The 14,470-nt window shown below is 70.3% G+C and carries 8 protein-coding genes and 1 pseudogene; 3 read left to right on the top strand and 6 right to left on the bottom strand.

Translation table 11 applies throughout. The features are described from left to right. From ABZ260_RS31440 to ABZ260_RS31430, 3 genes and pseudogenes are all read right to left on the bottom strand, one after another. Nucleotides 1-2,885: pseudogene (locus tag ABZ260_RS31440) on the bottom strand (type IV secretion protein Rhs); the annotation flags it as partial. Between the two features lie 115 nt (nt 2,886-3,000). Further along, nucleotides 3,001-7,026: a LamG domain-containing protein gene (locus ABZ260_RS31435; RefSeq protein ID WP_355625064.1), complete on the bottom strand. Its 4,026-nt coding sequence runs from the start codon at nt 7,024-7,026 to the stop codon at nt 3,001-3,003. Nucleotides 7,027-7,445: 419 nt separating this feature from the next. After that, nucleotides 7,446-9,005: an alkaline phosphatase D family protein gene (locus ABZ260_RS31430; RefSeq protein ID WP_355625062.1), complete on the bottom strand. Its 1,560-nt coding sequence runs from the start codon at nt 9,003-9,005 to the stop codon at nt 7,446-7,448. Nucleotides 9,006-9,263: 258 nt separating this feature from the next. Between ABZ260_RS31430 and ABZ260_RS31425 the strand changes: the two genes are divergently transcribed. Further along, nucleotides 9,264-10,544 carry a Glu/Leu/Phe/Val dehydrogenase gene (locus tag ABZ260_RS31425; RefSeq protein WP_355625060.1) on the top strand — a complete coding sequence of 427 codons (1,281 nt, stop codon included), beginning with the start codon at nt 9,264-9,266 and terminating at the stop codon, nt 10,542-10,544. 25 nt (nt 10,545-10,569) lie between these two features. Here ABZ260_RS31425 and ABZ260_RS31420 read toward each other — a convergent pair whose 3' ends face one another. The 3 genes from ABZ260_RS31420 to ABZ260_RS31410 form a co-directional block, all read right to left on the bottom strand. Then, nucleotides 10,570-11,460: a Gfo/Idh/MocA family oxidoreductase gene (locus tag ABZ260_RS31420; protein WP_355625058.1), complete on the bottom strand. Its 891-nt coding sequence runs from the start codon at nt 11,458-11,460 to the stop codon at nt 10,570-10,572. Nucleotides 11,461-11,547: 87 nt separating this feature from the next. Then, nucleotides 11,548-12,492, bottom strand: a complete 945-nt coding sequence (locus tag ABZ260_RS31415) for an NAD-dependent epimerase/dehydratase family protein (protein ID WP_355625056.1) — start codon at nt 12,490-12,492, stop codon at nt 11,548-11,550. 13 nt (nt 12,493-12,505) lie between these two features. Further along, on the bottom strand, nt 12,506-12,850 hold the full coding sequence (locus ABZ260_RS31410) for a YrdB family protein (RefSeq protein WP_355625054.1): 345 nt from the start codon (nt 12,848-12,850) through the stop codon (nt 12,506-12,508). Nucleotides 12,851-12,963: 113 nt separating this feature from the next. On the opposite strand from ABZ260_RS31410, the gene ABZ260_RS31405 reads away from it, so the two are divergent. Together ABZ260_RS31405 and ABZ260_RS31400 are read left to right on the top strand one after the other, a co-directional pair. After that, nucleotides 12,964-13,662, top strand: coding sequence for a TetR/AcrR family transcriptional regulator (locus ABZ260_RS31405; protein ID WP_355625052.1), 699 nt, complete (start codon nt 12,964-12,966; stop codon nt 13,660-13,662). Nucleotides 13,663-13,888: 226 nt separating this feature from the next. Next, entirely contained in the window at nt 13,889-14,347 is a 459-nt protein-coding gene (locus ABZ260_RS31400) for an NUDIX hydrolase (RefSeq protein ID WP_350964855.1), read from the top strand. The last annotated feature ends 123 nt before the right edge of the window (nt 14,348-14,470 follow it).

Below are 14,470 nucleotides of genomic sequence, written 5' to 3'. Positions count from 1 at the left end.
TCTCCCCTGGTCGGCGCCGCGCCGAAGGCCCCGTTGTCGTAGAAGGAGCGCCCGTCCTCGATCACGTGTTTGGACCGGTCGGGCGTGACCGAGCAGGCCACCGAGAGGCTCTCCACCCGCGAGGGGAACTTCAGCATCCAGGCGGTCTTGTCCTGCGCGTACGTGGTCCTGACACACCGGTCGTCGGCCGCCGTGGCCAGGTCGCCCTTGTCGTCGACCTGGGTGGCGAGGCCCGTGGCGGGGTCGTAGGAGGTCACGGTCTCGGTCTCCCGCCACTTCCCTCCGTCCATGGCGGTCCAGGTGTGGCTCTTGGCGACGTCCGTCAGGTTGGCGGTGACCGTCCCCCAGCTCCTGGTACGGCTGGCGGTCTGCTGCCGCCACGGGGTGTTGACCGTCTTGACGGCCACCGCGCCGCCGACCCCCTCGTACTCCGTCCTCTTCAGCTCGAAGCCCTGCAGCGCCTCGTGGTCGACGTGCTCGCCACCCTCGCCGTCGGCGACGGAGACCTTCCTGGTCCCGCCGTCGGCGTTGAGCCGGTCACCGTCCATGCCCCTCAGGAACAGGCGTTCGTTCTGGGAGCGCAGGTCGTTCCATCCTCCCGTCTTGACCCGCACCCGGCCGTAGCCGCGCCACTGCGACCAGGTCTTGTACTTCTCCTTGGTCATGCCGTCGTCATCGTCGTAGTGCCAGGCGGCACCGTCGAGATACTCGTAGGCGGTGAGCATGTCCGGCGCCTTGCCGGTCCTGTCACTCTGCACGACCTGGGTGACCACGTACTTGTGGAACCAGTCCCGGATCGGGTCGGCATAGCCGGCCGGTGTCCACTTGACCGGGAAGCAGCGCCGGGTGTTGGTCTCCGGCGTCGGCAGCGAGGACAGCGTGCAGTCGGCGTCGGAGTAGTTGACGTCGATCTGGCCGCCGGACTCGTCGTAGATCGCCCCGACCCTGTACTTGATGAACGGCGCGATGTCATCGCCCAGTTTGTCCACCCGGTTGGGCAGCTGGACGTGGTTGAACGTCACCGGGGGCAGCGTGACGGCCGGGGACGCCGCGTGGCCGGTGTGCTGGATCGACTTGACCAGCAGGGCCCTGTCGATGTCGGCGTCGCCCCACAGGTGGTCCAGTTTCCAGGAGTCGATGTCCCGGTAGGCTCCGTCGGCCTTCAGCACCTGGGTGGTGACCTTGGTCAGCCGCTTGCGCGACCAGAAGGTGGGCGCCAGCGTGCCGTGGGTGCCCTTGCACTCGGTGCCGGCGGCGCAGTTCAGGTCCCAGGGCACGTCCGGCCACCTGGTCGGGTTGTCACCGATCTTGTCCGTCGCGCAGTCGGCGGCGGTCGCCGACAGGCAGCGCTCCGAGACGCCGAAGACCACCCGGGCCGACGGCTTCGCCGAGAACAGGGTGCCGGCGCGCTGGCCGTAGTCGATCCGGTCCAGCCAGCCGCCCCGCACGTAGGGGGTGTCGTCGGCGGGCTTGAGGTTGCGGCCGTAGTGGTTGCCCTCCTGCGTGTAGAAGTAGGAGATGGCGTTGCCCCGCGGGTCCACGACGTAGTCGAGGTTCCACCGGTAGGCCTGCTGGCACCAGGAGGTGGCGAACGTGGAGCCGTGGCAGGGCTCGCCGTCGTCGTCGCCGAAGACCGGGTGGGTCCACGTCGACTTCGTCTCCTCCTTGCCGGTGCTCCAGCCGGGCAGGCGGTTCAGGCCGAAGAAGTACTGCACGCCCTCGGTGGTGGTCAGCTTCCAGTACTCGCCGTCGTTGTCGCCGTTGGCCTTCCCGGTGTCCTTGACCCGCTCGATGCGCGTGCCGTCGTCGTTCTTCATCCGCCAGGTGCCGTCCGCGGCCTGGACCAGCTCGCCGCCCTTGCCGTTCCAGCTGAGCGTGGCGTTCTCGTAGGCCCAGCACTGGTCGCCCGGCGGAGTGCCCCACTCGTCCTTGGGAGCGCCGTCGTCGGCACACGGCTTGTAACCGCGCTGGATGTAGCCGGGCCAGTAGTCGAAGCCCTCTCCCACCCAGGACGGCTGGTTGTTGGTGTTGGACGTGCGGCCGTCCATCGCGCCCGAGGAGTAGCCGATCTCCACCTTGGGCGCGAGCTCGCCGGGGACGGGGGGCACCCGCATCGGGTACGACCAGGCGAAGTCGCCCGACTGCTCGGAGACCGCCCAGGTCGACGAGGCCGACAGCGCCGTCGCCTTGTAGTCGCCCTTGTCACTGGACTCCCCCGCCACCGCGGCGAGCACCGTCGCCTGCGGTGCGGCCGTCACCTCGGCCGACAGCGTTCTCGCCTCGGTGTCGTTGCGCGAGGGGACCTCGGTGCCGGTACGGCACTCCGGCGCGTCAGGGGTGGTCAGCGCGCAGGCCGGCAGCCGGACCAGGCGCAGGCGGCTGCCGTAGGACCCGCCGAAACTCCCGGCGAACCCGGAGTAGTCCAGCTCGACGCCGACCTGGCCGGTCCCGAGGCCGCCCACGGTCAGCACGACCCCGTCCACGCCGGCGCGCCGCGCCGCCGCCCGTTCCAGGACCTGGACTTTCACCTCTTCCACGGGGGGCGCCGCCCCCCTGGCCCGTGACTGGGGAGCGCGTACCCGGACCGGCAGGTTCCCGGCACGGACCGCCTCCCCGCTCGCCGGTATCCTCGCCTCGGTCACGCCCGGCTCCGGCCAGCCCTTCGGGGCCGGGTCGGGCTCGGCCGCTGCGGGGTCGGGCTTGCGCGGTCTCACCGTCTCCGCCCTGCCGGGTACCACGCGCTCGGCGCTCTCGACCTCGGGACGCTCTCCGTCCGGCCCGACCGCGGCGTGCGCCGGCGGCGCCACCAGCAGGCCCGCGGCGGTGACCAGTGCCGTGAACACGGCCAGCCATCGCCGGGTACCCGATTCGTATAACCCCTTCATGAACATCCTCCGCACAGGCGCAGGCCACCGGCCGCCGCACGCGGCGGCCGGGGCACCTCAGGAAATGGGGGTGGAAGGGGGATCGCGAACCGTGGCCCGCGCCCCCCTTCTCAGGTCAGGGGCCGGTCTCGGTGTCGAGCTCGTTGCCCGCGGCCAGCATCTGGATCTGCTCCTGTGTGGCGACCCCCTGGAAGGCCCACACGTCGTCGATCACGCCGGGCCAGTACTCGCCCCAGGCGCCGTCGCCCTTGGTCCGGCCGAGCTGCAACCCCTTCGTGGCGTTGAAACCCAGCACGTTGAACCGCCAGGACACCTGCTCCTCGGTCTGCTCCAGCTCCCCGTTGACGTAGAGCCGCATCTCGTCCTGGAGTGCGTCGTAGGCGATCGCCACGTGGTCCCACTCGAAGCTGGACTGGAAGGCCGAGTGCTCCGTGGTGGGGCGCGCGGCTCCCGTGGCGTCGGAGTCCGGCATCTCGATCTGGTAGCCGCCCGCGTTGGCCGGGTCCGCCGGGTCCGGCCGGTAGCGGAGGGTGAAGGCGCTGTTGACCGCGCCCTCCTGGCTGAAGACCGCCGCCGTCCGGCCGGGACGGCCCGCGCTGGTCACCCAGCCGGCGACGGTGAAGCTGTCGTCCGTGCGCACCACGGGGCCGGCGCTGGCCGCGTAGTCACCGTCGCCGTCCAGGACCAGTGCGCCCGGCGGGGTGCCGACCCAGCCCGCGCCCTGGTCGATGCGGGCGTTGCCGTACAGGGTGACGTGACGGCCCGCGGTGCCGTCGTCGGCCGCGATGGTCAGCGGGGAACCCGAGGCCAGCGTGGCGATCTCGGAGTCGGTGACGACCTGGTCGAAGATCCGCAGGTCGTCGATCTCACCGGGGAAGAACGATCCCGCCGCGCCGTCGTAGGAACCCGCGCCGAGCTGCACCGGCCCGGTGGCGTTCCACGGCGTGGTGAACGCCGTGGTCGAGGCCAGCTTGCCGTTGACGTAGAGCCTGATCTGCTTGGTGGCCGCGTCATAGGTTCCGGTCAGGTGCGTCCACACCCCACCCTGTGGCACCGAGGTGGACTGCGCCCGGATGATCGTGGCGGAGGCGTTGTTCGCGCTGAACCGGTTGAAGATCCACCGATCGTAGGAGGAGGAGTAGTACAGCTCGAACGCCGGTTTCACCGTCGCGGTCTGGGTGGCGATGATCCCCGCATGGGTGGGTTTGGTGGCGGGGAGCCTCGCCCAGGCCGACACCGAGAAGCTCTTGGTGGTGTCGAGCACGGCTCCGGTGGTCTTCAGGTACCCGGTCGTGCCGTTGAGGGTGACGGCCTTGCCGGACTTCCCGGTCGTGCCGAAGGTGACGGTGCCGACCTTGCTCGCGGGGTGGACGCCGCCCGCCTCCTCGGCCCGGGTCGCGCCCGCCGCCTCGTCCAGCTTCCAGTACGCCTTGCTCGCCCGGACCGCCGAGGCCGAGTCGTTCAGCTTCCAGCGGGCGTTCACCACCGGGTGCTGGCTGAAGAGGTTGCCGACCTCCTCCGGGGTGACGATCCGGTCGAAGATCCGCAGATCGTCGATCTCACCGGGGAAGAACGACCCGGCCACGCCGTCGTAGGAACCCGCGCCGAGCTGCACCGGCCCGGTGGCGTTCCACGGCGTGGTGAACGCCGTGGTCGAGGCCAGCTTGCCGTTGACGTAGAGCCTGATGTGCTTGGCGACCGAGTCGTACACGCCGACCAGGTGCGCCCACTCCCCGCCCTGTGGCGCGGAGGTGGACTGCGCCCGGGCGAGCGTGGCGGTGGCGTTGTTCGCGCTGAACCGGTTGAAGATCCACCGATCGTAGGAGGAGGAGTAGTACAGCTCGAACGCCGGTTTCACCGTCGCGGTCTGGGTGGCGATGATCCCCGCGTGGGTGGGTTTGACCTCCGGGAGCCGCGCCCACGCCGACACCGCGAAGCTCGTGGTGGTGTTCACCACCGGGGCGGTGGTCCTGGCGTACCCGTTGACGCCGTTGAACTGCGCGGCGCTCTTCGAGACGCCGTCCACGCCCAGCGTGACGCCACCGGTGACGGTGGCGGGGAAGGTTCCCCCGATGTCCGTGACCTGCGGGGAGTCGATGGGCTCGTCCAGCGGCCATTCGGCCTTCGCCGGTGCTCCGGCCTTGACCCTGAAGGCGTGGCGGCCGATCTCGCTGGCGTTGCCGGCCGCGTCGAAGGCCTGGACCGTGATGTAGTTCAGCCCCGCGTGCTCGGGCGCGATGTCGATCGTCACCGGCCCGCCGTTGGTGCTGGGCTTGCGCTCGTTGGCCTGCGTGGGGTTGCCGTTGATCCCGAACCAGTACTTGACGACGTCGGTGGAGGCGGAGTCGGCGGTGAAGGCTCCGTAGCGGCCCACCCCGTCGTACCACGGGTCGAGCTCGTTCTCCGGGTCCGACGCGGGATAGGCGGTCGAGGTCAGCACCGGAGCGGCCGGCACGCTCTTGTCATAGGTGTAGTAGCAGCCGGTCGCGTCGCCCGCGTAGCTCCACGGGCTGTACTGGTAGCCGTCCCAGGTGCGTACGGACCAGCCGATCGTCTTCTTCTCGGGGATCGTCGAGGGCATCTTGACCTGGAACGTCGATCCCGTGGTCTTGGGGCCGATCCTGCCGGAGGTCCACTTCGTCGCGCCGTCCCAGCTGGCCTGGAACTCGGCGTACACCTTCTTGGCGTCGGCGGAGTCGGAGTCGTGCAGCACCGCCGACAGCGTCGGGGGCACCCGCACCGCCGGGGCCGGGGAGTAGACGCACTTGCCTCCCGGGTCCATCGTCAGGTTGGCCATCTTCGGCTGAGGCGGCGGGGTGTTGTAGTTGACCCGGAGCCAGGCGTCGTCGGCGAACCGCTTCCATCCGTACGGGTCGGTCTCGTACCCGGCCTTGAGGCCGAACGTGGTGGTCGACCACTTGCCCGCCGCGGCGTCCTTGACCGCCGCGGTCGCGTTGAACTCCACGTCGCCACCCGGGCAACTGGAGGACCAGCCCTTCGCCACGTCCCGGGTGTCGAGGTGTTCGAGCCAGTTGTCCTTGGTGGAGTTCCAGGTCGAGCCCTCGACGAACCCCTTGGTCCGCCAGAGCTGCACGGTGCGGCCGTCGCAGGAGTAGGACCAGGTCTCCTTGGCGACGAACTCCGCGGAGATGATGTACTTGCCCGCGTAGGCGCTGGTGGGCATCCGGTAGAAGATGCGCTTCACGTCCGAGGGCGCGCACTTGGAGTCGCCCGAGCAGTAGCCCATGCCGGAGTCGGCCTTGCCGCCGAACTTGTAGTACGACGTGCTCGGGTAGGTGCGGGAGACGTATCCCCAGGCAGAGGCCTTGACCGTCTTCCACACCGGGTCGATGTAGACGGGAAAGCGCGTGTCGGGAGCCGTCAGCAGCGCGGCCTCGGGAGTGAGGGTGAGTGATCCGTCCTCGACGGCGGCTCCGACGTCGGCCACCTTCGAGGTCGGTGCGGGGCCCCTGGCGAGGTCCTCCTGCGGCTCGGCCGCCGCGCGCCTCTCCGTCCCGGCCGACGCGGTCCCGGCCTGCGTGCCGGAGTCCCACATGATCGCCGACGGGGCCTCGAAGACCGCGCCTCCTCCCCCGGTGTCGACGGCTCGCAGTTGCCCGTCCGTCTCCGCGCGCACCGCCAGCTCGGTCCCGCCCAGGTCGAAGCCGAGCCGGGCGAGGGCTCCGTTCTCCGCCGCCTCCCTGGTCTTGACGACGAGCGTGTGCGCGAACCCGTCGGTGTCGGCCCGGACGACCAGGTCGACGTCCTTGAGCACCGACCGGTAGACGGCCGAGTCGCCCTGCAGTTCAGGTTCCGGCAGTTTCCCCGGCCACTTCAGCGACATCTCCCGGCCGGCGCGAGCCATCCGCACCATGGGCTCGTCCCCTCCACCGGAGAGGGTCAGATCGACGGTGGAGGCCCGGGGCCCGATGGACCCGTCGGGCCTGCGGATCAGGGTGACGTCCGGCGCCACCCAGGAGCTGTCCTGCCGGACCCTGACCGGGCGCAGGTGCTCCACCGCGGTGAAGGAACCGTCGGGGTTGGCGAAGACCTCCCTGCTCTCCCCCCGCTTGGCGAGGATCTCCGTGCTGCGGCCCGTCTCGCGGGCGATCCTGCCGGCCTGCTCATCTGTCGGAGCCACCGGCTCCGCCGAGGACGCGACCGCCCTCGGAGCCCCTTCATGGACATCGATCGCGACCGTTAACCCCGTAGCGATAACCCCGACGGCCAGTACGGCCGCCAGGCCCCGTAACGTTGACATGCGCCTCACCAGAAAAAGGGATGACGGCAGCCCAAAGCTGTGTCACCTGGTAGAAAAGGGGCAAATCAGCGCTGATGATCACCATGTAAAACCGGGTGACGCTCGATGTCAACGATCTTTTTGCGATCCATACGCGCATGCTTGCGGCTCTCGGTAAGCGATTTCCACAACTTCCCAGGTGGGTGCGTTCCATAACTTTCCGGGCGCGCGAGAAGAATGCCCCGGTTCTCTGGCCGGACGTCGACCGGAGAACCGCGGCGCGCCCCGGACCTCTTGGCACGGGGAACGGAGGCGCTTCGCTAGATCCCCTTCAGCTCCACCGTGGTGATCTCCGAGACGTCGGTTCCGGTGGCGGTGTCCCAGCGGACCGAGGTGGGGGCGGTGTCCAGGGACAGCACCGCCACCGCGTTGGAGAACCAGGGGCCGTTGGTGATCCGCCACCTGAAGGGCGCCTTGGGGATCTTGACCAGGCGGGAGAGCGAGCGTCCGATCAGGCTGGCGACACCGAACTGGGCGACGATGTTGGCCAGGCGGAGCGTGCGGCTCAGCGGGTTACGGATCGGCGAGCAGACCAGCTGGTAGATGGGGAGCCCGTGCGCCTTCGAGACATAGGAGTAGTGCACGTCTCCGGAGAGTATGATCACCGGCCTGCCCAGCCCTGCCAGCAGCCTGGACAGGTCCTCGAAGGAGCGCCGGAAGGCCGCCCAGTGCTCCAGGTCCAGCCCCTGGCGCAGCGCCTCCGACCAGCGGGCCACCCTGGCGCCCCAGGCCCCCTGCGCCAGCGCCTCGTTCCAGTTCTGGATGTGGTGGATGCCCGCGGGAAGCAGGAACGGCACCGAGGAGCCGATCACGTAGCGCTTCGCGCCGTCCCGCTGGAGCTGCTCGGTGAGCCACTCCCACTCCACCGGGTCGATCATGCGCCGGTCTTTCGGGGTGAGCCGGCGGGAGCAACGGGAGTCCAGCATGATCAGGCGGGTGTCGCCGAGGTCGCGGGCGTAGCTCCACCGGCTGTCGGCGGGTACGTCGTAGGCGTGCTCGGCGAACGCGTCGAGCACCTCCCCGCCGTCCCCCTCGGCCGCGTACACCTTGCTGAGCAGTTCGTCGGCGGCGCGCTCCGCCGGCGACAGGTTGCCCAGATGCTGGTAGACCCAGTAGGCGCCGATCCCGGAGATCACCCGGTGCCGCCACCACGGGACGTGCTCCATCTGCTCGCGCCAGGTGCTGGAGGTGTTGAAGTCGTCGCGCAGGTCGTGGTCATCGAAGATCATCGCGGTGGGCACCGTGGAGAGGATCCAGCGGATCTCCGGGTCGGTCCACGCCAGGCGGTACAGCTCGGCGTACTCCTCGAAGTCGGCGATCTCCTTCTTCGGCTCGCTGTCCCTGCGGTTTCCGATGAACTCCAGCATCTCGGCGGAGGGCTCGTCGGCGTAGACCTGGTCGCCGAGGAGCAGCAGCAGGTCGGGCCAGCGGTCCTCGGGCGCCTCCATCAGGGTGCAGCCGTACGCGCGCAGCATGTCCACCCCATGGGAGATCGTGTGCAGGGGGTCGTGCGGCACGCTGGTCCGGCAGGAGCCGAACATCACCCGGTCCGGCCCGTCGGGGCCGAGCAGGCGGATACGGCTGGGCGGCTGGTCGGGCAGCGGCCACACGGTCTCGGTGTCCAGGCGCACCTGGTAGGTCCCGCCGCCCGCCACGTCCACGATCGCGTAGTGGTGACCGTGCACCGTGAACGTCCTGGCCTGCGAGCTCACGCCACCGACCTCGACCGTCACCTCGCACGGCTCGCTCGTCTCCAGCCATACCGACGCGCTCGTCTCGTCGACGTAACGCAACATCGGTCCGACCACAAGTTCCGGCACGTTCATCCCCTCAGTCACCGCACGACGGCAGGAATCCTTTACCGGAGCCCACCAGATCCGTACCTTCCTCCCAGATTGCCCAGAGACGCGGACAGATAACAATGCACCATCCGGTCGCGGTGGCGCGACCAGGCCTCGGAGCGGTCACGAGAACGAAACACTGCCCGTCCCCGCAGGCAAAAAAGCGCACCTACTCTGATCGTGACCAGCTGCCCCGGGCGGAGCAAAGGCGCCCCGCTCACCGTACGGAGGTTTCCCTTGAGGACGCTCACGGTGCCGTCGACGACGCCGGCCACCACCGCTCCCGTCAGCCCTGGCCGTCAGGCCCTCGACACCGCGCTCTTCCAGCTCGACCAGGCGGCCGACCGGCTGGACCTGGACGACAGCCTGCGCGCCATGCTCGCCACTCCCCGCCGCTCACTCACCGTGTCGGTTCCGGTCCGCCGCGAGGACGGCCGGATGGACGTCGTGCAGGGTTTCCGGGTGCAGCACAACATCACCCGTGGCCCGGCGAAGGGCGGCATCCGTTTCCACCCCCGCACCGACGTCCACGAGGTCACCGCGCTGGCCATGGGGATGACGTGGAAGTGCGCGCTGGCCGGCATCCCGTACGGGGGCGCCCAGGGCGGCGTCTCGGTGGACCCCGCCTCGCTGAGCACCCTGGAGCTGGAGCGGGTCACCCGCCGCTACGTCAACGAGGTGCTGCCGATCGTCGGCCCCGAGCGGGACGTCCCGGCCCCCGAGGTCGGCGCCGACAGGCGGACCATGGCCTGGATCGTGGACACCTACTCGGTGAACGCGGGCTACCCGGTGCCCGGCGTGATGACCGGCGGATCGACCTCCGGCGGCGCGCCGGAGCGGGCCGAGGCCACCGCACGCGGCGTGCGGTTCGCCACGCTCAGGGCCATCTGCGGCTCCCCCGAGGGCCGTACCGTCGCGATCCAGGGCTTCGGCAAGGTCGGCGCCCCCGCCGCGCGCCACCTCGCCGACGCGGGCGCTCTCGTGGTCGCGGTCTCCGACAGCACCGGGGCCGTGGTCAACCGTTCGGGCCTGGACGTCGACCGCCTGCGGGCGTGGTCGAAGGAGACCGGTGGAGTGCGCGGCTACCGCGAGGCGGACCCGCTGTCCCACGACGACCTGCTGGAACTCGATGTGGACGTGCTCGTTCCCGCGGCCCTGGAGGGGGCGATCACCGAGCAGAACGCCCCCCGGATCAGAGCCGGCCTGATCGTGGAGGGTGCCAGCTGCCCCACCACGCCCGGGGCGGACCGCGTCCTCGCCGACGCGGGCATCACGGTGGTCCCCGACATCCTGGCCAACGCGGGCGGTGTGATCGTCTCCTACCTGGAGTGGCTGCAGGAGGCGCAGGCGCGTTCCTGGAGCGCGCGCGAGGTGGACGCGAGGCTCCGCGGCCTCGTGGAGAACGCGTTCGACACGGTCGCGGCGGTCTCGGCCGAGTGCGGGATCACCCTGCGCCAGGCCGCCCACGTGATCGGCGTCGGCCGGGTCGCCGAGGCGCACCGCTCGCGCGGGCTCTGATCCTGAAACCGTATCCCGTCACGCGCTACCGGGCCGCGGCGGCGACGATTTCCTCACAGATCGCATGGGTGGCCAGGGCGTCGGCGGCGTCGACGACGATGCCGGAGCGGACCGCGTCGAGGAACTCCAGGCAGACCTGCTCGATGCCCCGCTGCCGGGAGACCGGGGTCCAGTCGCCCCGCCTGGTCAGGGTCTCGGCGCCGGCGTGGTCGGTCACATCGGCCATGTTGACCACCCGGCGCTTGGCGCCGCCGCCCATGACCTCCACGCTCTCCTCCGCCAGGCCGCCCACCCTGTTCATGATCCCGAAGGCGGTGAAGCCGTCCCCGGAGAGCTCCAGCGTCACGTGCTCCAGCAGTCCCGCCCTGACCCGGGTGCGGACGACGGTGTGCTCGACCTCGCCCGGCACCAGGAACCTGAGCGTGTCCACGACGTGAATGAAATCGTCGTAGACGACGGCCCGCGGGTTCTCCGGATGGCGCGCACGGTGCTTCTGCATCACCACCAGATCGCGGGGAAGATCGCGCAGAGCGGCGTAGGACGGCGCCCTACGGCGGTTGAAACCGACGAGCAGCGACCGCTCGCTCTCCCGCGCCAGCCGCACCAGGCGCTCGGCCTCGGCGAGGGTGTAGGCGATCGGCTTGTCCAGGTAGACGTGGACGCCGGCCCGCAGCAGCGGCTCGACGACCTTCACGTGCGCCTCCGTCGCGACATGCACGAAGGCCGCCTCGACCCCCGCGCCGAGCACCTCGTCCACCGAGGAGAGCCGGCGTTCGACCCGGTAGGCGTCACCGAGGCGGTCGAGCGTGGCACGGTCGCGGGTGCACAGGTGCAGGTCCAGGCCGGGGGTCGCGCCGAGGACGGGCAGGTAGGCCTTCTGCGCGATGTCCCCGAGGCCGATGACAGCGATCTTCATGCTGAGAGCCTACGACGCGCGCTTTTCCGGCGCGTACGTCGCGCCCCCCCGGGCCGGCGCACCCGCCGTACGGCGTCCGACCGGTCCCTACGCCGCCGCGGCCAGACGGTCGCGCCACCACGCGATCGTCGCGGCCAGCGCCTCGTCCATCGGGGTCGGCGCGATGCCGAAGGCCTCCTGGAAGTCATCCGAGTCCAGGACGAAGGGCCGGACGAACTGGTAGCGCAGCTCCTCCATCTCGCCGAGCATCGGGGAGAAGGTCCCGGCGGCGCGTAGCAGCCAGTGCGGCATGGCCTTGACCCCCGGGTCGGGGATTCCGGCGAGCGCGCACAGCCGCGCGGCGACCTCGCGCACCGTCATCGGCTCGTTCGTCGGGATGTGCCAGGCTCGGCCCCAGGCGCGCTCGCCCTCTCCCGCCGCGACCAGGGCCCGCGCGACATCGGGCACGTAGGTCCAGCTGTGCGGCTGTGCGGGGTCGCCGACGACGCGAACGGTCCTGCCCGCCAGCAGCTTGGGCACGAGCCTCTCCCCCAGGTGCGACTGGTCCAGGCAGCCGGGACCGAAGAAGTCGGATCCGCGTACCTCGGTCACCCGGACCCGGCCCGCCTCGTGCGCGGCCAGGGCCTCCTGCCACAGCCGGACCCGTATCTCGCCCTTGGCGCTGGGCGGGGTCAGCGGGTCACTCTCCCGCATCGGCCTGGTGGGAGCGGCGTAGACGTAGAGGTTGCCGAGGATGACGTATCCGGCGCCGGTGTCCTCGGCGGCTCCCAGCAGCGACGCGGCGAGCGGCGGCCAGTCCCGCGCCCACCGGTGGTAGGGCGGGTTGACGCAGTTGTAGAGGACGGCGGCGCCCCTGGTCAGGGCGGTCAGCTCCGTGCGGTCGCCCGCGTCGGCGGCGACCCTGCGGATGCCCGGCAGCTCGGGTCCCGAGCCCGAGCGGCTGACCAGGACCACCTCGTGTCCCTGCCCGGCCAGCAACCGGGCGACCTCGGAGCCGACCTGACCGGCTCCCGCGATGACGTGCTTGGCCATGATGGTTCTTCCTTCACTGGTTCCAGAGGAGCCGCAGCGCGGCATTGACGACGAAGAGTGCGGCGAAGGCGATCCCGGGGACGACACGGCCGGCCATGACCAGCGCCGCGGCGCCGCCGCCGAACCAGAGCATCTCCAGGACGGCGCGGGCGAGACCGGTGAGCGGGATCGTCGCGCCGTTGGCCGCGCCGAAGATCGCCCAGGCCACGATGAACAGCGCGGGGCCGCCGAGGCCGAGGAGCAGCTTCACCGGCCAGTTCGAACCGGTGACGAAACCCCAGTAACCGACCGAGGCCAGCACGCCCAGCTCCAGCAGGAACATGACGAGCAGGTTGGTGTTCTTAGCCAGGGAGATCATGGGGGCTCCTAAGAGATTGCCGCTCCGTTCTGAGAGCAATGCTCTCGTTAAAGAGCGTTGTTCGTCAAGAGCAGTGCTCTCGTTTCTTTTCAGTGCTCTGATATGGTCGGGGCATGAGTTCGAGCCTCACCGCACGCGAAAGGGTCAGGGCCGAGCTGACCCGCGAGATCGCCGACGTCGCCCGCAGGCAGCTGGCCGTCGACGGCGCGAGCGGCCTGTCCCTGCGCGCGGTCGCCCGCGAGATGGGCATGGCCTCCTCCGCGATCTACCGCTACTTCCCCTCCAAGGACGACCTGCTCACGGCCCTGATCATCGACGGCTACAACGCCCTCGGCGAGGCCGTGGAGAACGCCGACGCGGCCGTCCCGCACACCGACCACGCGGGCAGGTGGATGGCGGTCTGCCACGCCGTACGGGACTGGGCACTGGCCCACCCGCACGAGTACGCCCTGCTGTACGGCTCCCCCGTCCCCGGCTACCAGGCTCCGCAGGACACCGTCCCCGCCGCGATCCGCGACACCGTCGTCTACGGCCGGATCGTCTCCGACGCCCACCGGGCCGGAACCCTGAACCCGCCAGGCGATCACCCGCCCGTCCCGCCGTCCTTCCGCGAGGACGCCGCACGGCTGCGCGAGCTGATACCCGACGTCCCCGACGACGTGATCGTCCGCAGCCTGATCACCTGGACCGGCCTGTTCGGCTGGATCAGCTTCGAGTTGTTCGGCCAGTTCAACAACGCGATCCTGGAGCGCGCCGCGGCCTTCGACCACACCATGCGCTGCCAGGCCCGCACCCTCGGCCTGCCCGCCTGACACGTCACGACTTAGCGGCGATCGGTAACGGTTGCCGCTGATCATTCTCCCGACTCCCGTCGCGCCGGTTACCCCCGCCGCCACTATCTCTCACTGTCGAACCGGCAGCCGGGACCGGACAGGCGAAAGCGCCGAAAGCGCGTTCGACGGACCGGCGGCAGGTCTTCCCGCTACCGTCGCGTCCATGACTTCAGGCGGGTCGCCGGTGTTGCCGGTTGATCAGTATGTGGCCTCACTCGCGCGCAAATGGATGGGCGCCGGAGCGATCCTGCGGGACGAGTCGGGCTCGGTGCTGCTGGTGAAGCCGACCTACAAGCCGACCTGGGAGGTTCCCGGCGGGGCGATCGAGGCCGACGAGTCCCCGCAGGCCGCCTGCCGAAGGGAGGTGGCCGAGGAACTCGGTCTGGACCGTCCGGTGGGACGGCTGCTGGCGGTGGACTGGATACCCTCCCGGCCCAAGTGGCCCGATGGGTTGGCCATCGTGTACGACGGCGGAGTCCTCACCCCGGACGAGATCTCCGCGATCCGGGTGCCGGAAGAGGAACTGGCCGGGTGGGCGTTCGTCGCACCGGCGCAGGTGGAATCGCTGGCGCACCCGCGACTGGCCCGGCGGGTCGCCGCCTGTGTGCGAGCACTGGAGACCGGGACGACGGCATCCCTGGAGAACGGCAGCCCGACCGATTGAGATGACAGCCTCACCGGGAGGGGTCCGGCCGGGGCACGGGCACGTTCCTCACCGCCGAGGTGCCGCATCTCCCGCTGTAGCAGGACCCACAGGTCGCGCCTGTCGAGGGCGGCGCCCGCAAGC

It is taken from the genome of Streptosporangium sp. NPDC006013 (assembly GCF_040614275.1).
Taxonomy (GTDB): Bacteria; Actinomycetota; Actinomycetes; order Streptosporangiales; family Streptosporangiaceae; genus Streptosporangium.
Note: the sequence above shows the minus strand (reverse complement) of the source record. Positions and strands in the feature narration are given on the sequence as shown.

Coding starts and splice junctions, on each gene's coding strand:
- ABZ260_RS31420 (WP_355625058.1), bottom strand. CDS start 11,460: ATGAAGATCGCTGTCATCGGCCTCGGGGACATCGCGCAGAAGGCCTAC.
- ABZ260_RS31415 (WP_355625056.1), bottom strand. CDS start 12,492: ATGGCCAAGCACGTCATCGCGGGAGCCGGTCAGGTCGGCTCCGAGGTC.
- ABZ260_RS31410 (WP_355625054.1), bottom strand. CDS start 12,850: ATGATCTCCCTGGCTAAGAACACCAACCTGCTCGTCATGTTCCTGCTG.
- ABZ260_RS31405 (WP_355625052.1), top strand. CDS start 12,964: ATGAGTTCGAGCCTCACCGCACGCGAAAGGGTCAGGGCCGAGCTGACC.